This window comes from Streptomyces sp. NPDC000229 (assembly GCF_040300825.1).
Taxonomy (GTDB): domain Bacteria; phylum Actinomycetota; class Actinomycetes; order Streptomycetales; family Streptomycetaceae; genus Streptomyces.
In genome coordinates this window covers 83,422-109,497 of sequence record NZ_JBEPEL010000013.1, presented here as the reverse complement: position 1 = coordinate 109,497, position 26,076 = coordinate 83,422, and the positions used below count along the sequence as shown (strand labels likewise).

23 protein-coding genes and 4 tRNA genes are annotated in these 26,076 nt (G+C 70.3%); 13 read left to right on the top strand and 14 right to left on the bottom strand.

The annotated features are described in order from the left end of the window. Positions 1-84 precede the first annotated feature (84 nt). Together ABT360_RS10380 and ABT360_RS10375 are read left to right on the top strand one after the other, a co-directional pair. Complete coding sequence (locus ABT360_RS10380; protein ID WP_351813466.1) at positions 85-1,545, top strand: N,N-dimethylformamidase beta subunit family domain-containing protein; 1,461 nt, start codon at positions 85-87, stop codon at positions 1,543-1,545. A gap of 529 nt (positions 1,546-2,074) precedes the next feature. Further along, positions 2,075-2,974, top strand: coding sequence for a phosphoribosylaminoimidazolesuccinocarboxamide synthase (locus ABT360_RS10375; protein ID WP_351813464.1), 900 nt, complete (start codon positions 2,075-2,077; stop codon positions 2,972-2,974). A 43-nt stretch (positions 2,975-3,017) separates the two neighbouring features. Here the strand turns inward: ABT360_RS10375 and ABT360_RS10370 are convergent. From ABT360_RS10370 to ABT360_RS10335, 8 genes are all read right to left on the bottom strand, one after another. Then, a tRNA-Gly gene (locus ABT360_RS10370) sits at positions 3,018-3,090 on the bottom strand. 21 nt (positions 3,091-3,111) lie between these two features. Then, entirely contained in the window at positions 3,112-3,726 is a 615-nt protein-coding gene (locus tag ABT360_RS10365) for a response regulator transcription factor (RefSeq protein ID WP_351813462.1), read from the bottom strand. After that, positions 3,723-4,994: a sensor histidine kinase gene (locus ABT360_RS10360; RefSeq protein WP_351813460.1), complete on the bottom strand. Its 1,272-nt coding sequence runs from the start codon at positions 4,992-4,994 to the stop codon at positions 3,723-3,725. Before ABT360_RS10360 ends, ABT360_RS10365 begins: the two co-directional genes overlap by 4 nt. Positions 4,995-5,016: 22 nt before the next feature. Beyond that, positions 5,017-5,790, bottom strand: a complete 774-nt coding sequence (locus ABT360_RS10355; protein WP_351813458.1) for an ABC transporter permease — start codon at positions 5,788-5,790, stop codon at positions 5,017-5,019. A 1-nt stretch (position 5,791) separates the two neighbouring features. Then, a complete protein-coding gene (locus ABT360_RS10350; RefSeq protein WP_351813456.1) occupies positions 5,792-6,700 on the bottom strand; it encodes an ABC transporter ATP-binding protein in 909 nt (302 codons plus the stop codon). 172 nt (positions 6,701-6,872) lie between these two features. Continuing rightward, a tRNA-Gly gene (locus tag ABT360_RS10345) sits at positions 6,873-6,945 on the bottom strand. A gap of 79 nt (positions 6,946-7,024) precedes the next feature. Beyond that, positions 7,025-7,096: transfer RNA gene (locus ABT360_RS10340), tRNA-Gly, on the bottom strand. Positions 7,097-7,198: 102 nt separating this feature from the next. Continuing rightward, positions 7,199-7,549 carry a histone-like nucleoid-structuring protein Lsr2 gene (locus ABT360_RS10335; protein ID WP_351813454.1) on the bottom strand — a complete coding sequence of 117 codons (351 nt, stop codon included), beginning with the start codon at positions 7,547-7,549 and terminating at the stop codon, positions 7,199-7,201. A 340-nt stretch (positions 7,550-7,889) separates the two neighbouring features. On the opposite strand from ABT360_RS10335, the gene purS reads away from it, so the two are divergent. The 5 genes from purS (at position 7,890) to ABT360_RS10310 (ending at position 12,524) form a co-directional block, all read left to right on the top strand. Next, entirely contained in the window at positions 7,890-8,135 is a 246-nt protein-coding gene (gene purS, locus ABT360_RS10330) for a phosphoribosylformylglycinamidine synthase subunit PurS (protein ID WP_073756364.1), read from the top strand. Continuing rightward, positions 8,132-8,812: a phosphoribosylformylglycinamidine synthase subunit PurQ gene (gene purQ / locus ABT360_RS10325; RefSeq protein WP_351813451.1), complete on the top strand. Its 681-nt coding sequence runs from the start codon at positions 8,132-8,134 to the stop codon at positions 8,810-8,812. The genes purS and purQ overlap by 4 nt, the downstream gene beginning before the upstream one ends. After that, entirely contained in the window at positions 8,812-11,061 is a 2,250-nt protein-coding gene (gene purL, locus ABT360_RS10320) for a phosphoribosylformylglycinamidine synthase subunit PurL (RefSeq protein WP_351813450.1), read from the top strand. The genes purQ and purL overlap by 1 nt, the downstream gene beginning before the upstream one ends. A 114-nt stretch (positions 11,062-11,175) precedes the next feature. After that, entirely contained in the window at positions 11,176-11,676 is a 501-nt protein-coding gene (locus ABT360_RS10315) for an ArsR/SmtB family transcription factor (protein WP_351813447.1), read from the top strand. Between the two features lie 20 nt (positions 11,677-11,696). Next, positions 11,697-12,524 carry a M23 family metallopeptidase gene (locus ABT360_RS10310; RefSeq protein ID WP_351813445.1) on the top strand — a complete coding sequence of 276 codons (828 nt, stop codon included), beginning with the start codon at positions 11,697-11,699 and terminating at the stop codon, positions 12,522-12,524. On the opposite strand, the gene ABT360_RS10305 is transcribed toward ABT360_RS10310, so the two are convergent. Then, positions 12,512-12,916, bottom strand: coding sequence for a nuclear transport factor 2 family protein (locus tag ABT360_RS10305; RefSeq protein WP_351813443.1), 405 nt, complete (start codon positions 12,914-12,916; stop codon positions 12,512-12,514). The genes ABT360_RS10310 and ABT360_RS10305 overlap by 13 nt on opposite strands. Before the next feature lie 86 nt (positions 12,917-13,002). Here ABT360_RS10305 and ABT360_RS10300 point away from each other — a divergent pair, with 86 nt between their 5' ends. From ABT360_RS10300 to purM, 4 genes are all read left to right on the top strand, one after another. Further along, on the top strand, positions 13,003-13,809 hold the full coding sequence (locus ABT360_RS10300; protein WP_351813442.1) for a maleylpyruvate isomerase family mycothiol-dependent enzyme: 807 nt from the start codon (positions 13,003-13,005) through the stop codon (positions 13,807-13,809). A 103-nt stretch (positions 13,810-13,912) separates the two neighbouring features. Next, on the top strand, positions 13,913-14,794 hold the full coding sequence (locus ABT360_RS10295) for an META domain-containing protein (protein WP_351813441.1): 882 nt from the start codon (positions 13,913-13,915) through the stop codon (positions 14,792-14,794). Between the two features lie 325 nt (positions 14,795-15,119). Then, positions 15,120-16,646, top strand: a complete 1,527-nt coding sequence (gene purF / locus ABT360_RS10290) for an amidophosphoribosyltransferase (protein WP_351813440.1) — start codon at positions 15,120-15,122, stop codon at positions 16,644-16,646. Positions 16,647-16,691: 45 nt separating this feature from the next. Then, positions 16,692-17,765, top strand: a complete 1,074-nt coding sequence (gene purM, locus ABT360_RS10285) for a phosphoribosylformylglycinamidine cyclo-ligase (RefSeq protein ID WP_351813439.1) — start codon at positions 16,692-16,694, stop codon at positions 17,763-17,765. A 58-nt stretch (positions 17,766-17,823) separates the two neighbouring features. Here the strand turns inward: purM and ABT360_RS10280 are convergent, their stop codons facing one another. After that, positions 17,824-18,084 (bottom strand): DUF3073 domain-containing protein, encoded by a 261-nt coding sequence (locus ABT360_RS10280; protein WP_126886811.1) that lies wholly within the window; start codon positions 18,082-18,084, stop codon positions 17,824-17,826. Between the two features lie 313 nt (positions 18,085-18,397). After that, positions 18,398-19,480, bottom strand: coding sequence for a Leu/Phe/Val dehydrogenase (locus ABT360_RS10275; RefSeq protein WP_351813437.1), 1,083 nt, complete (start codon positions 19,478-19,480; stop codon positions 18,398-18,400). A gap of 154 nt (positions 19,481-19,634) precedes the next feature. Between ABT360_RS10275 and ABT360_RS10270 the strand changes: the two genes are divergently transcribed. Further along, positions 19,635-20,480 carry a hypothetical protein gene (locus tag ABT360_RS10270; protein ID WP_351813435.1) on the top strand — a complete coding sequence of 282 codons (846 nt, stop codon included), beginning with the start codon at positions 19,635-19,637 and terminating at the stop codon, positions 20,478-20,480. Positions 20,481-21,029: 549 nt separating this feature from the next. Continuing rightward, a complete protein-coding gene (gene bldC, locus ABT360_RS10265) occupies positions 21,030-21,236 on the top strand; it encodes a developmental transcriptional regulator BldC (protein WP_003949541.1) in 207 nt (68 codons plus the stop codon). Between the two features lie 308 nt (positions 21,237-21,544). Here bldC and ABT360_RS10260 read toward each other — a convergent pair whose 3' ends face one another. The 3 genes from ABT360_RS10260 to hrpA form a co-directional block, all read right to left on the bottom strand. Then, entirely contained in the window at positions 21,545-21,760 is a 216-nt protein-coding gene (locus ABT360_RS10260) for a DUF6274 family protein (RefSeq protein ID WP_351813433.1), read from the bottom strand. Between the two features lie 131 nt (positions 21,761-21,891). Further along, positions 21,892-21,965: transfer RNA gene (locus ABT360_RS10255), tRNA-Asp, on the bottom strand. Between the two features lie 135 nt (positions 21,966-22,100). Next, positions 22,101-26,039 (bottom strand): ATP-dependent RNA helicase HrpA, encoded by a 3,939-nt coding sequence (gene hrpA / locus ABT360_RS10250; protein ID WP_351813488.1) that lies wholly within the window; start codon positions 26,037-26,039, stop codon positions 22,101-22,103. Between the last annotated feature and the right edge of the window lie 37 nt (positions 26,040-26,076).

Sequence of the window (26,076 nt, the reverse complement as noted above, 5' to 3'; positions counted from 1 at the left end):
CGAACGGTGACGGAGTGCGTGCGGTATGTGATGTGCTGGAGACCGGCACTGACAGTCGCGGGGGAGTCGAGGGAGGGGCGCAGCATGGGGGCGGAACAGACTCGGCGGTGGGAATCGGGGGCCCTCGCCCATGCCGTCACGGACCCGTTCGGCCAGGGGCCGCTGCCCTGGCTCCGCGGCAGCGAGCAGTACTTCGGCGACACCGGCCAGGTCGTCCCCTGGTACGCGGACCCCGCGCTCGCACGCGGTGGCCACGGCGGGCCTCGCTCCGCCGACGACGTACGCCGTCAGATCAAGGGCTTCTCCTCGGCCGGTGCGGTCGCCCCGGGTGAGGCGATCGACTTCCACATCACCGTGGACCCGCCCCAGCAGTTCTCGGTGGACATCTACCGGATCGGTCATTACGCGGGTGACGGCGCCGCCAAGATCACTACCAGCCCGCGCCTGGCCGGTATCGTCCAGCCGCCCCCGCTGACCGCGGACCGGACCGTCTCCTGCCACCACTGGTGGCTCTCCTGGCGGCTCCAGGTCCCGTCCTACTGGTCGATCGGCGCGTACGTGGCGGTTCTCACCACCGCCGACGGCTACCGCTCCCACATCCCTTTCACCGTCCGCGACAGCCACCCCGCGGACCTGCTCCTGCTCCTGCCGGACATCACCTGGCAGGCCTACAACCTCTACCCGGAGGACGGCCGCACCGGCGCCAGCCTCTACCACGCCTGGGACGAGGACGGCCGCCTGCTCGGCGAGGAGGACGCCGCCACCACCGTCTCCTTCGACCGTCCCTTCGCGGGCGCGGGCCTGCCCCTGCACGTCGGCCACGCCTACGACTTCATCCGCTGGGCCGAGCGGTACGGCTACGACCTCGCGTACGCCGACGCCCGTGACCTCCACGCCGGCCGTATCGACCCGACCCAGTACCGGGGCCTGGTCTTCCCCGGCCACGACGAGTACTGGTCGGTGCCCATGCGCCGCACCGTGGAGCAGGCCCGCGACCAGGGCACCTCTCTGGTGTTCCTGTCCGCGAACACCATGTACTGGCAGGTCGAGCTGTCGCCCTCGCCGTCCGGCGTCCCCGACCGCCTCCTCACCTGCCGAAAACGCCGCGGCCCCGGCAAGCCGGCCCTCTGGCGCGAGGTCGACCGCCCCGAGCAGCAGCTGCTCGGCATCCAGTACGCGGGACGGGTCCCCGAACCGCACCCCATGGTCGTCCGCAACGCCGACCACTGGCTCTGGGACGCCACCGGCGCCGGCGAGGGCGACGAGCTGCCCGGCCTGGTCGCCGGCGAGGCCGACCGGTATTTCCCGCGGACCGCCCTCCCGGAGCATCGGCGCCGCATCCTGCTCGCCCACTCCCCCTACCGGGACAGCGAGGGTGTCACCCGCCATCAGGAGACGTCCCTCTACCGGGCCCCTTCCGGCGCCCTCGTCTTCGCCTCCGGCACCTTCGCGTGGTCACCCGCCCTGGACCGGCCGGGCCATGTCGACCTCCGCATCCAGCGCGCCACGGCCAACCTCCTGGACCGCATCTGCAAACGCGACTGACCTGCGCCAACAGGGAGCGGTTTCCGGCCGCTTGGCTGATCTTGCTGGAATCCCCTGCTGCCGGTAGGTTCACCGCGTTCTCGCTCGATCAGCGACGTGTCGGGACGGCCAGGCGCCCCTCTACTCCTCGCGGCGCCAGGGTGGCGCCGTGGTCGCCCTCAGCAAGGCAAAGTCGTGCCTTTCGGAAACGCGGTCGGCCGCGTGGCCGCGGTTGGCAGGGCCGCGACGGCTCTGGTGCTCCCCTCGGCGGTCACCGCCCAGGCCGACGGCGACGGCACCGGCACCATCGGTGTCGACAACCGCCGGCGGCCGAAGCTCCCACCAGCGCCACTGCGCCCTTGAGTGACCGCACAGCACTACTTCCCTCGGTCCATCGGGTCTGCCCACCGGCTCGCCGCCGGGCTGTGTCCGCCCTGGTGCGCCGGCCGGATCGAGCCGACCGAGGCCCTGCGGCGCCTACCCGGGAACGCGCGGAATCCGCGGATGAGAGACAATCGGGCTGCCTTGGACCAAACCACGGGGAGGAACCGTGTCCGGATTCGTCGAAAAGCCCGAGCCAGCGGAGGTCCCGGGCCTGGTGCACCTGCACACCGGCAAGGTGCGCGACCTGTACCAGAACGAAGCGGGCGACCTCGTCATGGTCGCCAGTGACCGCATCTCCGCCTACGACTGGGTGCTGCCCACCGAGATCCCCGACAAGGGCCGCGTCCTCACGCAGCTCTCGCTCTGGTGGTTCGACCGGCTCGCCGATCTCATCCCCAACCACGTCATCTCCGCCGAGCTGCCCGCCGGCGCCCCCGCCGACTGGGCGGGCCGTACGCTGATCTGCCGGTCGCTGCGCATGGTCCCGGTCGAGTGCGTGGCCCGCGGCTACCTCACCGGCTCCGGCCTCGCCGAGTACGACGAGTCCCGTACGGTCTGCGGCCTCGCTCTCCCCGAAGGCCTCACCGACGGCTCCGAGCTCCCCGCGCCGATCTTCACGCCTGCCACCAAGGCGGCCGTCGGCGACCACGACGAGAACGTGTCGTACGAGGAGGTCGCCCGCCAGGTCGGCGCGGAGACCGCCGCGCAGCTGCGCCAGTCGACCCTCGCGATCTACTCCCGGGCCCGTGACATCGCCCGGGACCGGGGGATCATCCTCGCGGACACCAAGTTCGAGTTCGGCCACGACGGCGACGGCCTGGTCCTCGCCGACGAGGTGCTGACCCCGGACTCCTCCCGCTTCTGGCCGGCCGACTCCTGGGAGCCGGGCCACGCGCAGCCGTCGTACGACAAGCAGTACGTACGCGACTGGCTGACCTCGCCGGCCTCCGGCTGGGACCGCAGGAGCGAGCAGCCCCCGCCGCCCCTCCCGCAGCAGGTGGTGGAGGCGACCCGCGCGAAGTACCTGGAGGCGTACGAGCGGCTGACCGGCACGAGCTGGTCGTAGAAACGCGAAAGCCCCCGGCCGACCGGCCGGGGGCTTTCATCTGAGCGGACGACGAGGCTCGAACTCGCGACCTCAACCTTGGCAAGGTTGCGCTCTACCAACTGAGCTACGTCCGCATGCGCCGTAGCGCGAAACCACTATACCCAACCCCGCTCGCGAGCGAGACGCGCCGCCGTATGACGGTTCTCGGCGCCCAGCTTCGAGGCGGCCGACGACAGGTAGTTCCGCACGGTCCCGGGGGACAGGGACGCCCGCTCCGCGATCTCCGCGATCGGCGCCCCGTCCACCGCCAGCTCCAGCACCTCCGCCTCCCGGGCGGTCAGCGGCGAATCTCCGGCGGAGATCGCGTCGGCGGCCAACTCCGGGTCGACGTAACGGTTTCCGGAATGGACGGTACGGATGATCTCGGCGAGCCGCTGGGCGCTGACCGTCTTCGGCACGAAGCCCCGCACCCCCGCCGCGAGGGCCCGCTTCAGGTGCCCGGGACGCCCATGGCCGGTCACGATCATGGTCCGGCACCCGGGCAGCTCGACCCGCAGCGATGTGGCGACCTTCACACCGTCGGCGCCCGGCATCTGGAGGTCCAGCACCGCGACGTCCGGCCGGTGCGCCCGCGCCATGGCGAGCGCCTCGGGCCCGGAGGCCGCCTCGGCGACGACCACGAGATCGTCCTCCAGCCCCAGCAGGGCGGCCAGCGCGCCCCGTATCAGGTGCTCGTCGTCCGCCAGCAGCACGCGTACGGGGGCGGTCACCGCGCAACACCCGACGCGGCCGCCCCGGCAGCGGCCGCCCGCGCCGCCCCGACCGGCACCCGCGCCGTCAGCCGGAACCGCCCGCCGCTCACCGGCCCGGCCTCCAGCGTCCCGTCCAGCGCGGCCAGCCGCTCCCGCAGCCCGGCCAGCCCCGACCCCGACCCGGTCCCGGTCCCGGACCCGGTGCTCGCACCACCGTCCACGCCGTCGTTCTCGACCACCAGCACCGCGCACCCCCTCTCCGCACCCACCGACACGGACACCGACACCGAGCACCGCCGCGCGTCCCCGTGCCGCAGCACGTTCGTCGTGCCCTCCCGTACCACCCACGCGAGCGCCGACTGGACCCGTGCGGGCAGCTCCGCGTCCTCCGCCACCACGGTGCAGGTGATCCCTGCCGCCGCCAACACGCTCCGCGCACCCTCCAGTTCCGTGTTCAGGTCGGCCTCCCGGTAGGCCCGCACCACGTCCCGCACCTCGCGCTGGGACTCCTGTGCCATCCGCTGCACCTCGGTCATCTGGTCCACCGCCGCATCCGCCTTGCCCCGCCGCGCCAGCTGTACCGCCAGCTCGCTCTTCAGCGCGATCACCGACAGGTTGCGGCCCATCACATCGTGCAGGTCCCGCCCGAACCGCAGCCGCTCCTCCGCGACCGCGAGCCGCGCCTGGAGCTCACGTGCCGCGTCCAGCTCCCACACCGCCCGCAGCAGCCAGGCCGAGAACCCGCTGGTCGCGGCGAGGAACACACCCGCGATCAGGACACCGACCGCGAAGCCGCCCGCCACCCCCGGCCGCAGCCCGAGCCCGAGCCCGACCCCGGCGGTGCCGGCCCCGGCGGCCAGGACCAGACCGAGCATGTGCCGTGTCTTCGACAGGCACAGGACCAGTGCGGCAATACCGAAGCCCAAGGTCCCCACCACCATGGCGGCCACGGCCTCCCCGTGCCTGGCCCCGCCGAACCGGTACAGCGCCAGCGCCGCCGCGGCGAGCACGCACGAGGCCACTCCGTGCGCCGCCATGAGCCGGTGTGGACGGGCCCGCCGCCCGACGGTCCAGTCCAGGGCCCGGGACGCCAGCACGCCGCCCAGTACGGAGTGGGCGGCCACCAGCACGAAGAGCCACCCGCCCAGCGACGGTGGTGTCCGGGCCAGTACGCCGAGGCCGATCGAAACCACCTCGATCAGGACGAACAGGTGGTACGACCAACGGGTGTAGAGCTCGACCTTCTCCGGGTTGCTCCGCCGGCTCCACCAGCCCGTCAGCTTCATTCCCGTACCCCCCGAATCCGGTTCAGCGCCGTGGCTCCCAGCGGAACCACCGCTGCACAGCAAACCCCGAGATCACCGTCCAGGCCAGCGCCGTCAGTGCCGCACCCACCAGTTCCTTCGCGTCGCCCCCGCCGCCCAGCCAGCCGGCCCGTACGAGCGTCATCACGCCCGTCAGCGGCAGCAGTTCGCACAGCGAGGCGACCTTCTCCGGAAGTATCTCCAGCGGGACGAACAGCCCGGAGCCGATCGCCGAGATCAGGAACAGCGGCATGGTGGTGATCTGCGCGCTCTCCACGGTACGTGTGACCGCCGCGGTCGCCCCGGCGAGCGCGATCAGCATCACCACGCCCAACAGCACGCCGCCGACGAGGAGTTCCGGCCGCTGCGGCCCGCTCACGTCGAGGAACGCCACCCCCGCCACCACGATCAGCGCGCTCTGCGCCACCGCGAGCACGATCGCCGGCAGCGCGGTCCCGGCGAGGATCTCCCGGTCGGACGCCTCCCCCGTACGCAGCCGCTTGAGCACCAGTTCCTCGCGCCGGGCGACGTAGGCCGAGACGAGATTGAGGTAGACGACGAGGATCAGCATCATCACCACGCCACCGCTCAGCGCCGCCTCGATGGCGCTCATCCCGGCCCGGTCGAGGTCGACCCGGTCGAGCGACGACCGCAGCACCCCCACCATCAGCACGGGCATCAGCAGCGCCGTGAACAGCGCATACCGGTTCCGTACGAGGAGGGTGAGCTCGGCCCGTCCCAGCGCGCCCATACGCGTCGTCATCGTGGTCGCCGCCATGTCACACACCCACCGTTTCGTTCTGCGCGATGTCGAGGAAGGCCTCTTCGAGGGAGGCGGACCGGGCGTCGAGCCCTTCGAGCCGTACGCCGGCCTCACGGGCCCACAGCAGCAGTTCGCCGAGCGCGTCCTGGAGCTCGTGCGTCCGGATCTCGACCCTCCGTCCCGTCGCGGCGGCCCGCAGGGACAGCGGCAGCCGTCCGGCCGGAATGCCTTCGGGGAGGACGAAGCGGATCCGGGCGGGCCGCGTGGCCGTCACCTCGGCGGGCGTCCCGGCCGTCACGATCCGTCCCTGGTGCATGATCGCCAGCCGGTCGGCGAGCGCCTCTGCCTCCTCCAGGTAGTGCGTGGTGAGCAGTACGGTCGTGCCGACGTCCCGCAGCTGCCGCACCAACTCCCAGGTGTCGCGCCGTCCTTCGGCGTCCAGTCCGGTCGACGGCTCGTCCAGGAACAGCACCTCGGGCCGTCCGAGCAGGGCCAGCGCCAGGTCGAGCCGCCGCTTCTCGCCGCCGGACAGCTGCTTGACCCGTACCCGGGCCCGGCCGCCGAGCCCGACCATCTCCAGCGCCTCCCCGGCCGGTCGCGCACCGGTGGTGCATCCGGACCACATCCGTACGGTCTCGGTGACCGTCAGGTCGGAGGGGAAGCCGCCCTCCTGGAGCATCACCCCGATCCGGGGCCGGACGGCGGCACGTTCGGTGTACGGGTCATGGCCGAGGACCCGTACGGTGCCGCCGCTCGGGCGGGCGAGGCCCTCCAGCAGCTCCACGGTGGAGGTCTTTCCGGCGCCGTTCGTGCCCAGCAGGGCGAAGATCTCCCCCTGCGCCACGGAGAAGGTGATCCCGGTCACGGCCTCGAACCCGCCGGCGTAACTGCGCCGGACGTCCTCCGCGTCAATCACATTGGTCATGCCTCAAGGCTTCCGCCGCCCGCCCCGTGAGGGCAGGCCGCGCTGTCATCGGTCTGCGATGACAAATGTCAGCGAGCGGGAGGCAGAGCCGGAGGAAGAGCCAGAGGGGAGAGCCGGAGGAAGAGGAAACGCCGAAGGCCCCGGTCATGATGACCGGGGCCTTCGCACTCTGAGCGGACGACGAGATTCGAACTCGCGACCCTCACCTTGGCAAGGTGATGCTCTACCAACTGAGCCACGTCCGCATTGCTCCCGACCGGCTCTCACCGGGCGGTGCGAGCACCACTGTACCCGATCCACCGGAGTGGTTGGTACGTGATGCAGAGCGGGTGACAGGAATCGCACACTGCGCCTCCCCCCTGGAAGGGGGGTGTTCTACTACTGAACTACACCCGCACGCTCCGTGAGGTTCGGGCCTTTCGGCCTCGCCCCTCGGCGTGATCCAGACTCTAGCGGATCACCTGGGGTGGTGCGCAACTCGGTGCTCCGGGGGCTCGCTCAGCTCGCCTCGCGGAACGCCTCGTAGACCCGCTTGGGGATCCGGCCGCGGGCCGGGACGTCCATCTTGTTGGACTGCGCCCAGGCGCGGACCGCCGCCGGGTCGGGTTCGAGCGCGGTGCGCTTGTACGCGGCGCGGGGCTTGCCTGCGGCCGGACCTCCGGCGCCGCCGCTGCCGGACTGCCTGCGGCCGGCCGCCATGTACGGGGCGAGGGTCTTGCGCAGTTTCTTTGCATTGGCGGGATTGAGGTCGATCTCGTACGTCTTACCGTCGAGGCCGAAGGTGACCGTTTCCGCCGCTTCCCCTCCGTCGATGTCGTCGAAGAGCGTGACCACTACGCGCTGCGCCACGGATATCGGTCCTTTCCCGCGGTGTGCCGCCCTTGCCTGCCCGGCGTGACGTATGTCATGCCTGACGTGCGGCGATACCGGATTTACGGCTGTTGAGAGGCAATGTTGCTTTCCTCTGTATTCCTTTGTACAGCGGAACGCGTGACATTGTGAAGCCCAGCCAATTGCATCAGCGTGTCCTGCGGCAATGGCCGGGCTCATTTTTTCCCGGGATTTTTCCTGCCGGTTCCGGGGTTGTTCTCGCGCTCATTTGTAGGGACCTCCAGATGTCTACTCGCGTAGAATTTGGAGACAGGTACGCTGAGGGAACCGCCCACGCAACACACCACCGGGAGTGCCAGTGGCACGCGTCGTAGTCGACGTCATGCTCAAGCCGGAGATCCTCGACCCGCAGGGACAGGCGGTGCAGCGCGCACTGCCCCGCCTCGGTTTCGAGGGGATCGCCGACGTCCGTCAGGGGAAGCGTTTCGAGCTCGATGTGGAGGGGCCGGTCGATGACGCCGCGCTCGCCCGCATCCACGAGATGGCCGAGACGTTCCTCGCCAACACCGTCATCGAGGACTTCGTCGTGAAGGTGGAGTCGTGACAGCTCGTATCGGGGTCGTCACCTTCCCCGGCACGCTCGACGACCGGGACGCGCTGCGCGCGGTCCGGCTCGCGGGCGCGGAGCCCGTTCCGCTCTGGCACCGCGACAAGGACCTGAAGCAGGTCGACGCGGTCGTCCTGCCCGGCGGGTTCTCCTACGGCGACTACCTGCGCGCCGGTGCCATCTCCCGGTTCTCGCCGGTGATGGGGACGGTCATCGAGCAGGCCAGGGCGGGCATGCCGGTCCTCGGCATCTGCAACGGCTTCCAGGTGCTGACGGAGTCGCACCTGCTGCCCGGCGCGATGCTGCGCAACAACCACCTGCACTTCATCTGCCGCGACCAGAAGCTGCGGGTGGAGAACGCGGACACCGCCTGGACCGCCGATTACGCGCAGGGCCAGGAAATCCACATCCCGCTCAAGAACATCGACGGACGGTACGTCGCCGACGAGCGCACCCTCGACGAGCTGGAGGCCGAGGGCCGCGTCGTCTTCCGGTACCGGGACTTCAACCCCAACGGCTCGCTGCGGGACATCGCCGGCATCACCAACGCCGCGGGCAATGTCGTCGGCCTGATGCCGCACCCGGAGCACGCCGTGGAGCCGCTGGTCGGTACGGGCCGTACCGACGGGCTCGGTTTCTTCACCTCGATCCTCAAGAAGCTGGTCAACGTCTGATGAGCCTCGACACCGTCAAGCACGCCACCGAGACCCCCGACGTCGAGCAGCCGTGGGCCGAGCTCGGCCTGAAGCAGGACGAGTACGAGCGCATCCGGGAGATCCTCGGCCGGCGCCCGACCGGTGCCGAGCTGGCCATGTACTCGGTCATGTGGTCGGAGCACTGCTCGTACAAGAGCAGCAAGGTCCACCTGAAGCAGTTCGGTGAGAAGGCCCCCGAGAACGACGCGATGCTCGTCGGCATCGGCGAGAACGCGGGCGTCGTCGACGTCGGCCAGGGGTACGCCGTGACCTTCAAGGTCGAGTCGCACAACCACCCCTCGTACATCGAGCCCTACCAGGGCGCGGCCACCGGCGTCGGCGGCATCGTCCGCGACATCCTCGCCATGGGCGCCCGCCCGGTCGCCGTGGTCGACCCGCTGCGGTTCGGCGCGGCCGACCACCCCGACACCAAGCGCGTCCTTCCGGGTGTCGTCGCGGGCATCGGCGGCTACGGCAACTGCCTGGGCCTGCCGAACATCGGCGGTGAGGTCGTCTTCGACTCCTGCTACCAGGGCAACCCGCTGGTCAACGCCGGTTGCATCGGGGTGATGAAGCACGAGGACATCCACCTCGCCAAGGCGTCCGGCCCGGGCAACAAGGTCATCCTCTACGGCGCCCGCACCGGCGGCGACGGCATCGGCGGCGTCTCGGTCCTCGCGTCCGAGACCTTCGACGACACGAAGCCCACCAAGCGGCCCGCCGTCCAGGTCGGCGACCCGTTCCAGGAGAAGCTCCTCATCGAGTGCACCCTTGAGATCTTCAAGGAGAAGCTGGTCGCGGGCATCCAGGACCTCGGTGGCGCGGGCCTGTCCTGTGCGACCAGTGAGCTCGCCTCCGCCGGTACCGGCGGTATGCGGGTCGAGCTGGACACCGTGCCGCTGCGTGACGCCTCGCTCTCGCCGGAGGAGATCCTCATGAGCGAGTCGCAGGAGCGCATGTGCGCGATCGTCGAGCCGCAGCACGTCGACCGCTTCATGGAGATCTGCGAGAAGTGGGACGTCATCGCCACCGTCATCGGTGAGGTGACCGACGGCGACCGCCTGGAGATCTTCTGGCACGGCGAACAGATCGTGGACGTGCCCCCGGGCACCGTCGCCCACGAGGGCCCGACCTACCACCGCCCCTACGCCCGCCCGGAGTGGCAGGACGCGCTCCAGGCCGACGACGCCAACAAGCTGCCCCGGCCGTCTTCCGGCGGGGAACTGCGCGAGCAGGTCCTCAAGCTGGTCGCGCACCCCAACCAGGCCTCCAAGGCGTGGATCACCGACCAGTACGACCGGTTCGTGCAGGGCAACACGGTCCTCGCCCAGCCCGAGGACTCGGGCATGATCCGGATCGACGACGAGACCAACCTCGGCGTGGCGATCGCGACGGACGGCAACGGCCGGTACGCGAAGCTCGACCCGTACACGGGCGCGCAGCTCGCGCTGGCGGAGTCGTACCGCAATGTCGCCGCCTCGGGAGCCAAGCCGCTGGCGATCTCCGACTGCCTGAACTTCGGCTCGCCCGAGGACCCGGCGGTCATGTGGCAGTTCGCCGAGGCCACGCGCGGCCTCGCGGACGGCTGCCTGCAGCTCGGTACGCCGGTGACCGGCGGCAACGTCTCGCTCTACAACCAGACGGGCGAGGTGGCGATCCACCCGACGCCGGTCGTCGCCGTGCTCGGTGTGATCGACGACGTGAACCGCCGTACGCCGATCGCCTTCGCGGAGGAGGGCCAGCTCCTCTACCTGCTGGGCGACACGCGCGAGGAGTTCGGCGGCTCGGCCTGGTCCGAGGTCGTGCACAACCACCTCGGTGGCCTGCCGCCCAAGGTGGATCTGGACCGCGAGAAGCTGCTCGGCGAGATCCTGATCGCCGCCTCCCGGGACGGGATGATCGACGCCGCCCACGACCTGTCGGACGGCGGCCTCGTCCAGGCGGTCGTCGAGTCCTGCCTGCGCGGCGGGAAGGGTGCGCGCCTGATCGTCCCCGACGGGCTGGACGCGTTCACGTTCCTGTTCAGCGAGTCGGCCGGCCGCGCGGTCGTGTCCGTACCGCGCAGCGAGGAGCTCCGCTTCACCGACATGTGCGGCGCGCGCGGTCTGCCCGCGACCCGCATCGGTGTCGTGGACGGCGACGAGATCGACGTCCAGGGCGAGTTCAGCGTCGCGCTGAGCGAGCTGCGCGAGGCGCACGAGGCGACCATCCCGGGTCTGCTGGCCTGACGTATCCAGCAAGAGAGCCCCCGCCAGGACCCTGTGGTCCGGGCGGGGGCTTTCTCGTCCTCCGCTGCCCGCGTCCGCTTGCACGTGATTACGTAATTACGTATTCTCTGGATCATGGAGCTGGAGGAGCGCGTCGCGGAACTGGAGCGGCGCATGGCGGCGCTGGAGAGCGGCGACCGTGCCGCAACAGCCGTCGGCGAAGGCGACTTCTGGGCCCTGGAGGGCCTCAAGGCGCAGCTCGCCCAGGTGGGCGCCACCGACGGCGGGGTGCTGTTCACCGGCGCCGTACAGCTGCCGACGGGGGAGCAGTACGAGTGGCAGTACGGCGCCCTCACGGATGAGCAACTGGACGGCGACTGGACCGAGGCCGCCGAGTCCTTCGCGGCGCTCGGCCACCCGGTCCGCCTCCGGCTCCTGCGCGAGATCCTCGGCGGCCGGCGCACCGCCGCCGAGCTGGCCGCGCTGGAAGAGATCGGCACGACCGGCCAGATCTACCACCACCTGCGCCAACTGACCGGCGCGGGCTGGCTCCACACCGCCGGACGCGGCCGCCACGAGGTCCCACCGGGCCGTGTGGTGCCGCTGCTCGTGGCCCTGGCCACGGCCCGGCCCTGACCCAATCACGGGGGAACACCATGTCCATACGCAAGCTCGCCGCGACGGCCGCCAACCTCCTGTGGGTGCTGTTCGCCGCCCAGGCGATCGCCCGCATCTTCGTCGACCTGCCCTACAACTACTGGCTGGGCTGGCTCCCGGTGCTGGCCGCCGTCGCCATCGGCGTCGCGCTGCGGCGCACGGACGAGAGCCGTGACCCGGCCACGAGGCCGGACCCCGTCGCGGTGGACCCGCCGGTCGTCGGCACCTGGTCCGCCCTCAACAGCCCGGCCGACAAGGTGCCGAGCCACGGCACCCACGCGCTGGCCCAGACGTACGCCATCGACGTCGTGGCCGAGTCGGACAAGCACCCGAGGCCGCGGTTCGCCCCGCTGTGGCCCGTCGTCCGGCGCAACGGCGACTTCCCCGCCTTCGGCGCCCCGCTGCTCGCGGTCGCCGACGCCACGGTGGTGCACGCCGAGGACGGCCAGCGCGACCACCTCAGCCGCAACTCGCTGCCCGCGCTGCCGTACTTCCTGCTGGTGGAGGGCGTGTTCCGGTCGCTGGGCGGGCCACGGCGCATCATCGGCAACCACATCGTGCTGGACCTCGGTAACGGTACGTACGCGATGTACGCCCACCTCCGGCGCGGCTCGCTCCAGGTACGCCCGGGTGACCGGGTCGCCGCCGGGCAGCCGCTCGCCCGCTGCGGCAACTCGGGCAATTCCACCGAGCCGCACCTGCACTTCCAGCTGATGGACGGCCCCGACCCCCGTACCGCCGGCGGCGTGCCGTTCACCTGGCGCGGGATCGGCGTGCCGAAGAGCGGGGATATCTTCGCGGCGGAGCCCGTGGTCTACTCGGCCTGACCCCAGAAAGCGTCGGCTTCGCCGATGTCCTCGACGCACTCGTCGACGTCGGAGAACTTGCCGCCGATGAGGGTGACGAAAAGCCCGCCCTTCATCTCGATGCCCCGGTCACCACGGTCGCCGTGCCACTTGTGGACCGCCATGACGTGTCCTCGGCCATCGGCGAAGACGTCCCGCAGCTCCACCCGGAAGGTGCCGTTGGTCAGCTCCATGAGCTTGCCGAAGTGGGCCATCACGTTGTCACGGCCCTTGATGTGCCCGGACATCTGGCTCTCGCCGGGCGCATGGAATGTGCAGTCGCCCGTCATCAGAGAGGCGACCGTATCCATGTCCCCGTTGACGAACGCCTCGTATGCCTTGCGCACCAGCGCTGCGTCAGGGTGTTCAGCCATGATCCCTCCACCCCCCTCGTAACCCACTTACAGTCTCTGCCCCGCCCCTCCTCCCTGCCACACGGGAGCCGACTAGCCTCGGGTCCATGCCTCCCGCCAAGAAGCGTCCGCGTGCCTACGACCCCGCCAAGACCAGGGCCGCCGTGCTCGCGCAGTTCGACCACGTACGGCAAGGGGTCCTCACGCTCACGCCCGAGCAGCTCCGTCGGCCGACGCGGCTGGGGGAGTGGACGGTCCGCGAACTGGCCGCGCACATCACCATGGCGGTGCGTTCGGTCGTCCGGGGCGTGGCCGAGCCCCCGCCCGCCACCCGCGACCTCACCCTGCTGGAATGGCCGCTCGCCACCCGGAAGTTCGCCGGGGACGTCGACCACGACACCCGGGAGATCGCCGAGGCGGCGGCGGACACCCCGGGCGCGCTCGCCGCGCTGTACGAGGAGACCGGGCGGCAGCTCGCCGACGCGCTGGTCGCGGCACCGGACGAGCGGCTGATCACCACCCGCTTCGGCGGCGTACGCCTCGCGGACTTCCTGGTGACCCGTACCGTCGAGCTGATCGTCCACACCGACGACCTGAACGACGCGACCGGGCTCACCGTCCCGTACGACCGCCAGGCGCTGGCCGCCTGCACGCGGCTGCTCGCCGACGCGCTCGCCGTCAAGGCGCCGGGAGGCTCGGTGGAGGTGCGGGTGCCGCCGTACGCGGTGGTGCAGTGCGTCGAGGGGCCCCGGCACACGCGCGGTACGCCGCCCAATGTCGTCGAGACCGACCCGCTGACGTGGGTCCGGCTCGCCACGGGACGCACGACCTGGTCCGAGGGCCTGTCCACGGCGCAGGTCCGGGCGAGCGGCGAACGGGCGGACCTGTCGGCCCACCTCCCGGTCCTCGGCTGAGAGGGCCGGGCCGCTGAGACGCCGGGCGCCCCCCGAACGGCCCCCGAACGGCCCCCGAACGGAACCGGGGCCCCACCCGGTCCGTCCCATCACCATGCCGACCATGCCGAAGAAGCAGCCGCCGCACCTCACCGGGGCCGCCGCCGCGTTCGTCCCGCTCCTCGCCCTCGCCCTCACCGCCTGCGGCACCCAATCCGGAAACGGGTCGGGCGCGGGCGACGGCAGCACCTCCGTACGCCCCGACGTGCCGGTCACCGGCGTGCACTGGACCGTCGAGAGCGTCACCGTCGACGGCAGGAAGACCGCCGCCCCGGCCGGCGCCCATGTCGCGATCGACGCCAAGGGCCGGGCCAAGGGCAACTTCGGCTGCAACCACTTCAACGCCAGGGCCACCGTCCAGGGCGACACGGTCACCCTCAGCGACACGGGTATGACCGAGATCGGCTGCCCGGAGCCCCTCCAGGGGTTCGAGGACGCCCTCAGGTCCGCCCTCACCGGCACGCTCAAGGCCAGGCTGACGGACGGCCGGCTGACGCTGACCAGCGCCGACGGCGACACGATCCGGCTCAGCGAGCAGCCCCCGGCGCCGCTCGTCGGGACCAGGTGGACGGTGAACTCGCTGGTCTCCGGCGAGGCCGCCACCTCCTTGCCGGCCGGCACCGAGGGCAAGGCGTCCTTCGTGTTCGGCAAGGACGACTCCGTACGCGGCACCCTGGGCTGCAACCAGTTCAACGCCCCGGTCACCACCGACGGCTCGACGATGACGTTCGGTCGTGTCACCACCACGCGCAAGCTGTGCGCCGGGCCGCAGATGGAGCTGGAGCGCGCCCTGCTCAAGGCCATGACGGGCAAGGTCACCTACCGGATCGACCACCGCAGCCTGACGGTCACCGCGCCCGACAAGACGGGCTTCGCGGCGAGTGCGCAGCCGACTGCGCGGCCGAGTGCGGAAAACCGGACGACAACCGCTCCTCCCGCGCAGTAGCATCCGGCCCCGCTGCGAGGTCCGTCACACCGCCCGAGCCCCGCGGCGGACCGAGAACTCCGCCGGACCCGCCGCCGGACCCCCCGCCGGATCCTCCGACGGTCCACCGCGGCCCCTGGCCGACCCGGGGCCGACTCCACTCAGGCCCTGGTCAGCGCTTGATCGGCGCCCGCCCGGCGCCCGTTCGGTGTCCGACCGGGGCCTGACCAGCAGCGGGCCGCGGGACCGCGCGGCGGAGAAGCAACCGGAATGAACGGCTCCTAGGGTTCGCACCCCGGCCGTCCCCAATTCGGACCAGTGGTCGATCTCGCCTACACTCGGTGGCGTGCCACGTGGTGACGGTCGACTCAATCACGATCTGCTTCCCGGCGAAAAGGGCCCCCAGGACGCTTGTGGCGTCTTCGGTGTCTGGGCTCCGGGTGAAGAGGTCGCAAAGCTCACGTACTTCGGGCTCTACGCCCTCCAGCATCGGGGCCAGGAATCCGCGGGAATCGCGGTCAGCAACGGCTCCCAGATCCTCGTCTTCAAGGACATGGGCCTGGTCTCCCAGGTCTTCGACGAGACTTCCCTCGGTTCCCTCCAGGGTCACATCGCGGTCGGTCACGCCCGCTACTCGACCACCGGCGCCTCCGTGTGGGAGAACGCGCAGCCGACGTTCCGGGCCACCGCCCACGGCTCCATCGCGCTCGGCCACAACGGCAACCTGGTCAACACGGCCCAGCTCGCCGAGATGGTCGCCGACCTCCCCAAGAAGGACGGCCGCGCCACGCAGGTGGCGGCCACCAACGACACCGACCTCGTCACCGCGCTCCTCGCGGGCCAGGTCGACGACGACGGCAAGCCCCTGACCATCGAGGAAGCCGCCGCCAAGGTGCTCCCCGAGGTCCTGGGTGCCTTCTCCCTCGTCTTCATGGACGAGCACACCCTCTACGCCGCCCGTGACCCGCAGGGCATCCGCCCGCTGGTCCTCGGCCGCCTGGAGCGCGGCTGGGTCGTCGCCTCCGAGTCCGCCGCCCTCGACATCTGCGGTGCCGCCTACGTCCGCGAGGTCGAGCCGGGCGAGCTGATCGCGATCGACGAGAACGGCATCCGCACCTCGCGATTCGCGGAAGCGAAGCCCAAGGGCTGTGTCTTCGAGTACGTGTACCTGGCGCGCCCGGACACCGACATCGCCGGCCGGAACGTGTACCTCTCCCGGGTGGAGATGGGCCGCAAGCTGGCCAAGGAAGCCCCCGCCGAGGCCGACCTCGTCATAGCGACGCCCGAGTCCGGCACGCCCGCCGCGATCGGGTACGCGGAGGCCAGCGGCATCCCCTTCGGCGCGGGCCTGGTGAAGAACGCGTACGTCGGCCGGACCTTCATCCAGCCGTCCCAGACCATCCGCCAGCTGGGCATCCGCCTGAAGCTGAACCCGCTGAAGGAAGTCATCAAGGGCAAGCGCCTGGTGGTCGTCGACGACTCGATCGTCCGCGGCAACACCCAGCGCGCGCTGGTCCGGATGCTCCGCGAGGCCGGGGCCGCCGAGGTCCACATCCGGATCTCCTCCCCGCCCGTGAAGTGGCCGTGCTTCTTCGGCATCGACTTCGCCACCCGCGCCGAGCTGATCGCCAACGGCATGACGGTCGAGGAGATCGGCAAGTCGCTCGGCGCCGACTCCCTCTCGTACATCTCCCTCGACGGCATGATCGAGGCCACCACCATCGACAAGCAGAAGCTGTGCCGCGCCTGCTTCGACGGTGAGTACCCGATGGAACTGCCGGACCCCGAGCTGCTCGGCAAGCAGCTCCTGGAGACCGAGCTGGCCGCCGGACCGGCCGCCACGGCCGCGGCCGACGCCCTCCGTCGCCCGTAGGACCACCCGCAATCCCTGCAGTACGACACGAAAGTTCTCACAGTCATGTCTGAGACTGAGACCACCGGTGCCAGCTACGCAGCCGCGGGCGTCGACATCGAAGCGGGCGACCGCGCCGTCGAGCTGATGAAGGAGTGGGTGAAGAAGACCCAGCGCCCCGAGGTACTCGGCGGCCTCGGCGGATTCGCCGGCCTCTTCGACGCCTCCGCCCTCAAGCGCTACGAGCGCCCGCTGCTGGCCTCCGCCACCGACGGTGTCGGTACGAAGGTCGACATCGCCCGTCAGATGGGCGTCTACGACACCATCGGCCACGACCTGGTCGCGATGGTCATGGACGACATCGTCGTCTGCGGCGCCGAGCCGCTGTTCATGACCGACTACATCTGCGTCGGCAAGGTCCACCCCGAGCGGGTCGCCGCCATCGTCAAGGGCATCGCCGAAGGCTGCGTCCTGGCCGGCTGCGCCCTCGTCGGCGGCGAGACCGCCGAGCACCCCGGACTGCTGGGCCCGGACGACTTCGACGTCGCGGGCGCCGGTACGGGCGTGGTCGAGGCCGACCGGCTGCTGGGCGCCGATCGCATCCGTACGGGTGACGCGGTGATCGCCATGGCCTCCTCCGGCCTTCACTCCAATGGGTACTCGCTCGTACGCCATGTGCTGTTCGACCGCGCGGGCATGCGCCTGGACCAGCAGGTCGAGGAGTTCGGCCGGACGCTCGGCGAGGAGCTGCTGGAGCCCACCAGGATCTACTCGCTGGACTGCCTGGCACTCACCCGGACCACCGATGTGCACGCGTTCAGCCACATCACCGGCGGTGGCCTCGCCGCGAACCTCGCCCGGGTGATCCCGGACGGGCTGCACGCCACGGTCGACCGGTCCACCTGGGCCCCGGGCGCGGTGTTCGACCTGGTCGGCACGGCCGGTCAGGTGGAGCGCCTGGAGCTGGAGAAGACGCTGAACATGGGCGTCGGCATGATGGCCGTCGTCCCCGCCGAGTCCGTCGATGTGGCGCTGACCACACTCGCGGACCGGGGCGTCGACGCCTGGGTCGCCGGTGAGATCACCGAGCGCGGCGAACACACCACGGGCGCGACCCTGACCGGTGAGTACGCCGTCTGAGCAGCACAGAACCCGGTCCGGGGCGGGGCCCCGGACCGGGCTCAAGTGAGTTCAGGCGTCAAGCACCGCGACGCTGGGACGACGGACCGGACTCCTCGTCCTCGTCATCGTCGTCGTTGTACAGCTCCGCGTAGCGGGCGTACGGGTCGTCTTCCTCGTCGTCGTCCTCGAAAGGCTCGCCATTAGGCGGCTGCGAGAGCGGTTGCGGAGTAGAAGCGCCCAGCTCGCTGGCCAGACGCGACAGGTCAGTCCCGCCGCTGTTGTACTTCAGCTGGCGGGCGACCTTCGTCTGCTTGGCCTTGGCCCGGCCGCGCCCCATGGCTCGACCCCCTCGGTGACGGGGCTCGACGGCCCCAGAGTCTTGACACGCGTTCATGAGTCGGAACGGACTCTCCGCGGAGAGACCGGCCCGTAGGGCTTCAACGGTACCTGCTTCCGCGGCCATACGGTACGCCGCCCGCATGACGCGCCCCGGAGCAAGACCGACGAGGAGCCCCGTCCTCGCTGGTCAGCTGCGATTTTAACCTCTTCTCGGCAGTCGACCCGCCGACCGGCGTGAGCCATGTCTCGCTGTGGGCGGACACGGTCACGGCGGTCGGCGGGTCGACGCTGTCAACCACGGCTCCCGCGGGTTACCCGCGACGTGCCTCCGCCATGCGCTGCTCGGCGATCCGGTCGGCCGCCGCGGCCGGCGGAATCCCGTCTTCCTTCGCACGTGCGAATATTGCCAGCGTGGTGTCGAAGATCTTCGAGGCCTTCGCCTTGCACCGGTCGAAGTCGAACCCGTGGAGCTCGTCGGCCACCTGGATCACGCCACCGGCGTTGACGACGTAGTCGGGTGCGTAGAGGATCCCGCGGTCCGCGATGTCCTTCTCGACGCCCGGGTGCGCGAGCTGGTTGTTGGCCGCGCCGCACACCACCTTCGCCGTCAGTACGGGCACGGTGTCGTCGTTCAGCGCCCCGCCGAGCGCACAGGGGGCGTAGACGTCCAGGCCCTCGGTGCGGATCAGCGCGTCGGTGTCGGCGACCACGGTGACCTGCGGGAACTTGTCGGTGATCCGGCGCACCGACTCTTCCCGTACGTCCGTGATGACGACCTCGGCGCCGTCCTCCAGCAGGTGCTCCACCAGGTAGTGGCCGACCTTGCCGACGCCCGCGACGCCGACCTTGCGGCCGCGCAGCGTCGGGTCGCCCCAGGCGTGCTGGGCGGAGGCGCGCATGCCCTGGAAGACGCCGTACGCGGTGAGGACCGAGGAGTCGCCGGCACCGCCGTTCTCGGGGGAGCGGCCGGTGGTCCAGCGGTTCTCCCGGGCGATGATGTCCATGTCAGCCACATAGGTGCCGACGTCGCAGGCCGTGACGTACCGGCCGCCGAGCGAGGCCACGAACCGGCCGTACGCCAGCAGCAGCTGCTCGGTCTTGATCAGCTCAGGGTCACCGATGATCACGGCCTTGCCGCCGCCGTGCTCCAGACCGGCCATGGCGTTCTTGTACGACATGCCCCGGGACAGGTTCAGCGCGTCGGCGACGGCGTCTTCCTCGGAGGCGTACGGGTAGAAGCGGGTACCGCCGAGGGCGGGGCCCAGGGCGGTCGAGTGGATGGCGATGACGGCCTTCAGGCCGGAGGCGCGGTCCTGACACAGCACGACTTGTTCGTGGCCGCCCTGCTCCGATCGGAACAGGGTGTGCAGGACGCCGTCGGTCACATCGGTCACGGTGGTGACTCCCAAGTACGAAGCGGCGGAGGAGGCCCTCCTGCGGGTGGGGGAGGACCTTGACGGCAAGAGAGTAAGTCCTACCTGCGCGTAGATGAGAGCCAGTGCGGCGGATCACCCCCTCGCGGAGTACGGGCGTGGAAGGATTCGTGACATGCCAGCCGTCTCCTCGGTCCCCGTCCCGTACGCGTCGTACCTGCGCGTGTACGAGCCGTTGGCGGCCTTCCCGGAGCCGGAACGCGGCCACTGGGCCCGCTACGCGCGCCGGGGCACCTCCCCGACCGCCCAGGACGAGCTGCGCCGCTCGCTGGCCGACCTGCTGGCCACGCCGCCGGTCGCGGTGCCCGTGCACGAGAGCGCCGACGCCTTCGTGGTGGAGGTGGACGGCGTGGTGTGCGTGTGCCCGTGGCGGACGCGGCTGCGCGGGTGGCTGGCCCTGGAGGAGCTGCCCGGCACGCTGCCGCCGGCGGTCCTGGACGCCGCGCTGCCGCCGGTGGTGCGGGGCCAGGCGGAGGCGGACTACGAACGGTGGCGGGAGCGGAACCCGGACGCGCGGCCGTGGATCCGTACGGCGCTCTGGCAGGTGCCGGTGCGGTGGTTCGCGCTGTTCTCGGACGAGGAGCGGGATTACGTCGCGTCCGGCGGCCCCGGGAAGGCGCCGGGCCTGCGCTACCGGACGCCGATGGTGCAGGCCCGGCGGCGGGTGGCGCGGGCGCTGAAGACGCTGCGCGACGCGCTGGACGAGGGACCGCTGACCGAGGGCCTGGTGGACGTGGGGCGGTGGCTGGAGGAGTTCCACCCGCGGTCGCTGGTCGAGCTGGACTACGGCGGCCTGGTGCACGCCCTGCCGGAGGAGTTCCTGGCCGAGGACCGCTCGGCGGCGGACGTGGCGGCGGGCCTCGCGGCACTGCGTTCCGGTGACGGGGCGGCGGCGGGAGAGGCGTACGAGCGGCTCGACGAGCGGTGGCGATCGGTGAGGAACCGGCAGCACGCCAACTGAGGTCGTGCTCATGGAGTGAGGTCCCCGCCCCTCACGGGAGGCCGGCTATGGATCTGGCGGGCGATCTGCCGCATGATCTCGCTCCGGGGACCTTCGCGTGCGAGGGGTCCTTGGTCCCGATCCGGGCCTTTGTGTCAAGCGTGACGGATAGCACTTACTGGGCTCTTGCGCCCATCGCCCAACCTCATGCCAAAATAGGACAAGGAGTCCGGGGAGGGCTCCTTCCGTCCAAGTATGGGCGGAAGGCTCAGCATTGCACGCTATGGGGGGTCTGTTGGCTCCTGATCGCTCTGTGACTGATCGTCACTGTGACGTGACTGTCCGCTATGGCATGGTCCATCGGCTTCCGCCGCTGATGAACACCTGAGAGGGCAATTCCATCGGTTTGGCCGAACGTGGCTGGACAGATGGTGTAGTTGTAGTGCCGAGGACAAGCCGTTCGTCCTATAACCGACTCGGCTCGCGTCCGCCATTTCGGGCAACGCGGGTCAAGGTGCAGAATTTAGAGGAAAGAACCGAGAAGGTTCGGTTCTCCCGAGGAGGCCGCTCATGACCGCTCGCACCCCTGATGCCGAGCCGCTGCTGACCCCCGCTGAGGTTGCCACGATGTTCCGCGTGGACCCGAAGACGGTGACCCGCTGGGCAAAGGCGGGCAAGCTCACGTCCATCCGCACGCTTGGTGGACACCGCCGGTACCGCGAGGCAGAGGTCCGCGCACTGCTGGCGGGTATCCCGCAGCAGCGCAGCGAGGCCTGAACACCCCGTTGAACAGGGCATTTCCGGGTCCCCCAACCCGGTGCGCCCGCCCTTAGCCCCATCGACGTGAGCCCGCCCCAACGGGCCTTCGTCATCGATCGCGCTGGACTCCGCCGGGTCCAGCGCGATCTTTTTGTGCGCCTGGGACCGGTCGGCGTGCGGTCGTCACACGGCTCGCCCCGGGTTCGCCGGAGGCCTTCCCCAGACCCGCCAGAGGGGTGCAATTGCACATATTAAATCGGGCGGTTGTAGGGAGGGTGTAAGTTGAGTGGTTTCCAAAACTGGTTTCGTGACTCGCGTCACACTGGTCAGGCCTCGTCCGCCGGGTCTTCCGGCTCGCCCTCGGTCCCGCGCCGGGCGCTCTCCCGCTCCTCCTCGGCCGGGTCCGGGTACTCCATGGCCAGCCTCAGGAGGCGATGACAGACGGGACAGTGGCGCGTGAGGTGGCGGTAGCCGGACGCGGCCGCCAGATGGGCGCGGAGCAGTGCGCGTGTCTCGTGCCGGGCTGTGGATGCCGCCGCCATGCGCGTCACCTCCGGTGAAGGGCCCCCGATTCCCTGTTGCTTGGGTACCGGTGGCAGATGACCGCGTCAAGGCGCACGACAGAAGGGCCCGAATCCGCGGGGGATTCGGGCCCTTCTGTTACTTCTACCGGCGATCCTGACGGGACTTGAACCCGCGACCTCCACCTTGACAGGGTGGCGAGCTAACCAACTGCTCCACAGGACCTTGATTCGCGGCCGACTGCGCGGCTGCGAATCAAACTGTACAGCAGGTCAGAGGGTCCGGTCGAACTCACTCATGGCGACGGGCTCATCACGGCGGTCGTGACGGCGGCCGTCGCCGTGGCCGGCACCGCGGTCGTCACGGTGCGGCCGCGTCGATCGCCTTCACGATCCGCTTGTCGGAGACCGGATACGCCGTGCCCAGGGCGTGGGCGAAATAGCTGACCCGCAGCTCCTCGATCATCCAGCGGATGTCCAGGACCTCCTGCGGCACCGGGCGGCCCTTGGGCATCTGCTCCAGCAGCCAGGCGTACTCGTCCTGCATCTCGTGGACCTTCTCCATCCGCGTGGTGTCGCGCTGGACGGACGTGGGCATCTGCTGGAGCCGGCGGTCCACCGCCACGAGATAGCGCATCAGGTCCGGCAGGCGCCGCAGACCCGTCTTCGTCACGAAGCCCGCCGGCATGAGGGCCGCCAGCTGCTCGCGCACGTCCTGCACGTTGTTCACGAGAACGAGGCTCTGCGTGGCCTTCACACTCCCCTCACACGCCTGCCAGGCGGCCAGGATCTGCTGCACCTGGTCCACCGTGCGGATCGTCAGCACGACGAGGACGGCGCGGACCTTGTCGTACAGCTTCCGGAACGACTCCTCGTCCCACGCCGGGCCGCCGTGGTCGGCGATCAGCCGGTCGGCGGCGGCGGTGGCGCAGTCGTCGAACAGCGCCTGGACCGAGCCGTGCGGATTGCGGGACAGCGCGAGCTTCTGCTGGTTCGTCAGCTTGTCGGAGGCGAACTTGGCCGGGTTCACCGGGATGTTCAGCATGATCAGCCTGCGGGTGCCGCGCCACATCGCCCGCGCCTGCTCGGCCTCCGTGTCGAAGAGCCGTACGGAGACGGTGTCGCCGGCATCGACGAGGGCCGGGTACGCCTTGACGGGCTGGCCCGCGCGGCGGGTCTCGAAGACCTTGGTGAGCGTGCCGATCGTCCAGTCCGTCAGGCCCGTGCGCTCCAGGGACTGGCCGGAGCCCGAGGGGCCCGCCGTGGCGGCCTGGGCGGCCTTGGACAGCGCCTGACGGGCCTTCGGCTTCAGCTGGAGCTTCAGGGCCTCCAGATCCTTGTCCTCGGCCAGCTTGCGGCGCCGCTCGTCGACGATCCGGAACGTGATCTTCAGGTGGTCGGGGACCCTGGAGAGGTCGAAGTCGTCGGCGTCCACCGGGACGCCGACCATCCGCTTCAGCTCGCGGGCGAGCGTCACCGTCAGCGGCTCCTGGAGGGGCGTCGCCCTCTCCAGGAACTTCTTCGCGTAGTTCGGCGCCGGGACGTAGTGGCGGCGCACCGGTTTCGGCAGGGAGCGGATCAGCTCGGTGACGACCTCTTCGCGCAGACCCGGGATCTGCCAGTCGAAACCCTCGTCCGTCACCTGGTTCAGCACCTGGAGCGGGATGTGGACGGTGACGCCGTCCGCGTCCGCGCCCGGCTCGAACTGGTACGTCACCCGGAACTTCAGCGCGCCCTGCCGCCACGAGTCCGGGTAGTCGGCCTTGGTGACCGCGCCCGCCTTCTCGTTGATGAGCATCTCGCGCTCGAAGTCGAGCAGGTCCGGCTCCTCGTGCCGCTTGTGCTTCCACCACGAGTCGAAGTGCGCGCCGGAGACGACGTGTTCGGGCACCCGCTGGTCGTAGAAGTCGAACAGCGTCTCGTCGTCCACCAGGATGTCGCGGCGGCGGGCCCGGTGCTCCAGCTCCTCGACCTCGGTGAGCAGCTTGCGGTTGTCCGCGAAGAACTTGTGGTGCGTCCGCCAGTCGCCCTCCACCAGCGCGTGCCGGATGAACAGCTCCCGGCTCACCTCCGGGTCGATGCGCCCGTAGTTGACCTTCCGCTGGGCGACGATCGGCACCCCGTACAGCGTGACCTTCTCGTACGCCATGACCGCCGCCTGGTCCTTCTCCCAGTGCGGCTCGGAGTACGTGCGCTTCAGCAGGTGCCCGGCCAGCGGCTCGATCCACTCGGGCTCGATCTTCGCGTTGACCCGCGCCCACAGGCGGGAGGTCTCCACCAGCTCGGCGGACATGATGAAGCGCGGCGGCTTCTTGAACAGGGCCGAGCCGGGGAAGACGGCGAACTTGGCGCTGCGGGCGCCCAGGTACTCGTTCTTGGCGCCGTCCTTGATGTCCTTCATCCCGATGTGGGACAGGAGGCCCGCGAGCAGCGAGACATGGACGCGGTCCTCGGGCGCGTCCTCTTCGTTGAGGTGGATCCCCATCTGCTTGGCGACCGTACGCAACTGCGTATAGATGTCCTGCCATTCACGAATGCGCAGGTAGTTGAGGTACTCCGACTTGCACATGCGGCGGAACGCGGACGACGACAGCGCCTTCTGCTGCTCGCGGATGTAGCGCCAGAGGTTGAGGAAGGCGAGGAAGTCGGACGTCTCGTCCCTGAAGCGGGCGTGCTGCTGGTCCGCCTGCGCCTGCTTCTCGGCCGGCCGCTCACGCGGGTCCTGGATGGACAGCGCGGCCGCGATGACCATGACCTCGCGCACGCAGCCGTTCTTGTCGGCCTCCAGGACCATCCGGGCCAGCCGCGGGTCCACCGGCAGCTGGGCCAGCTTGCGACCCTGCTGCGTGAGCCGCTTCTTGGGGTCCTTCTGTGCCGGGTCGATCGCGCCGAGCTCCTGGAGGAGCTGGACGCCGTCGCGGATGTTGCGGTGGTCCGGCGGGTCGATGAAGGGGAACTTCTCGATGTCGCCCAGCCCGGCGGCCGTCATCTGCAGGATGACCGACGCCAGGTTCGTACGGAGGATCTCCGCGTCGGTGAACTCGGGGCGGGCGAGGAAGTCGTCCTCGTCGTACAGCCGGATGCAGATGCCGTCCGACGTACGGCCGCAGCGGCCCTTGCGCTGGTTGGCGCTGGCCTGGCTGATCCGCTCGATCGGCAGGCGCTGCACCTTGGTGCGGTGGCTGTAGCGGGAGATGCGGGCGGTGCCGGGGTCGATGACGTACTTGATGCCGGGGACCGTCAGGGACGTCTCGGCGACGTTCGTCGCGAGGACGATCCGGCGGCCGGAGTGGGCCTGGAAGACGCGGTGCTGCTCGGCGTGCGAGAGGCGGGCGTAGAGGGGGAGGACCTCGGTGTTGCGGAGCTTCTTCTTGATCAGCGCGTCCGCCGTGTCACGGATCTCGCGCTCACCGGAGAGGAAGACCAGGATGTCGCCCGGGCCCTCGCCCTGGAGCTCGTCGACCGCGTCGCAGATGGCGGTGATCTGGTCGCGGTCGGAGTCGTCGGAGTCCTCTTCGAGGAGCGGGCGGTAGCGGACCTCGACCGGGTACGTACGGCCCGAGACCTCGACGATCGGCGCGTCGCCGAAGTGGCGGGAGAAGCGCTCGGGGTCGATGGTCGCGGAGGTGATCACGACCTTGAGGTCGGGGCGCTTGGGCAGGAGCTGGGCCAGGTAGCCGAGCAGGAAGTCGATGTTGAGGCTGCGCTCGTGGGCCTCGTCGATGATGATCGTGTCGTACGCGCGCAGCTCGCGGTCCGTCTGGATCTCGGCGAGCAGGATGCCGTCCGTCATGAGCTTGACGAAGGTCGCGTCCGGATTCACCTGGTCGGTGAAGCGGACCTTCCAGCCCACCGCTTCCCCGAGAGGCGTCTTCAGCTCGTCCGCCACGCGCTCGGCCACCGTGCGGGCGGCGATCCGCCTCGGCTGCGTGTGGCCGATCATGCCCCGGACACCGCGCCCCAGCTCCAGGCAGATCTTGGGGATCTGGGTCGTCTTGCCGGACCCCGTCTCACCGGCGACGATCACGACCTGGTGGTCGCGTATCGCCTCCAGGATGTCGTCCTTCTTCTGGCTGACCGGCAGCGCTTGCGGGTACGTGATCTCCGGCACCCGGGCCGCGCGCTCGGCGGTGCGGGCTGCCGCCTTGCCGGCCTCGGCGGCGATCTCGTCCAGCACGGCCTGCCGGGCTTCGGGCTTGCGGATGCGGCGGGCGCCTTCGAGACGGCGGCCGAGCCGGTGCGCGTCGCGCAGCGAGACCTCGGCCAGCAGGGTCTGGAGGTCGGCGAGGGAAGTAGACATACCTGGTCCAGGATCTCACTCGCGGCAACGGAGTGGC

What these genes read in the sequence shown, in the direction of transcription:
- ABT360_RS10355 (WP_351813458.1), bottom strand. Translation starts at nt 5,790, where the DNA reads ATGGCGGCGACCACGATGACGACGCGTATGGGCGCGCTGGGACGGGCC.
- ABT360_RS10350 (WP_351813456.1), bottom strand. Translation starts at nt 6,700, where the DNA reads ATGACCAATGTGATTGACGCGGAGGACGTCCGGCGCAGTTACGCCGGC.
- ABT360_RS10360 (WP_351813460.1), bottom strand. Translation starts at nt 4,994, where the DNA reads ATGAAGCTGACGGGCTGGTGGAGCCGGCGGAGCAACCCGGAGAAGGTC.
- ABT360_RS10380 (WP_351813466.1), top strand. Translation starts at nt 85, where the DNA reads ATGGGGGCGGAACAGACTCGGCGGTGGGAATCGGGGGCCCTCGCCCAT.
- ABT360_RS10305 (WP_351813443.1), bottom strand. Translation starts at nt 12,916, where the DNA reads ATGGCTGAACACCCTGACGCAGCGCTGGTGCGCAAGGCATACGAGGCG.
- purM (WP_351813439.1), top strand. Translation starts at nt 16,692, where the DNA reads ATGTCTGAGACTGAGACCACCGGTGCCAGCTACGCAGCCGCGGGCGTC.
- ABT360_RS10300 (WP_351813442.1), top strand. Translation starts at nt 13,003, where the DNA reads ATGCCTCCCGCCAAGAAGCGTCCGCGTGCCTACGACCCCGCCAAGACC.
- ABT360_RS10270 (WP_351813435.1), top strand. Translation starts at nt 19,635, where the DNA reads ATGCCAGCCGTCTCCTCGGTCCCCGTCCCGTACGCGTCGTACCTGCGC.
- ABT360_RS10260 (WP_351813433.1), bottom strand. Translation starts at nt 21,760, where the DNA reads ATGGCGGCGGCATCCACAGCCCGGCACGAGACACGCGCACTGCTCCGC.
- ABT360_RS10310 (WP_351813445.1), top strand. Translation starts at nt 11,697, where the DNA reads ATGTCCATACGCAAGCTCGCCGCGACGGCCGCCAACCTCCTGTGGGTG.
- ABT360_RS10295 (WP_351813441.1), top strand. Translation starts at nt 13,913, where the DNA reads ATGCCGAAGAAGCAGCCGCCGCACCTCACCGGGGCCGCCGCCGCGTTC.
- hrpA (WP_351813488.1), bottom strand. Translation starts at nt 26,039, where the DNA reads ATGTCTACTTCCCTCGCCGACCTCCAGACCCTGCTGGCCGAGGTCTCG.
- ABT360_RS10315 (WP_351813447.1), top strand. Translation starts at nt 11,176, where the DNA reads ATGGAGCTGGAGGAGCGCGTCGCGGAACTGGAGCGGCGCATGGCGGCG.
- ABT360_RS10280 (WP_126886811.1), bottom strand. Translation starts at nt 18,084, where the DNA reads ATGGGGCGCGGCCGGGCCAAGGCCAAGCAGACGAAGGTCGCCCGCCAG.
- purL (WP_351813450.1), top strand. Translation starts at nt 8,812, where the DNA reads ATGAGCCTCGACACCGTCAAGCACGCCACCGAGACCCCCGACGTCGAG.
- bldC (WP_003949541.1), top strand. Translation starts at nt 21,030, where the DNA reads ATGACCGCTCGCACCCCTGATGCCGAGCCGCTGCTGACCCCCGCTGAG.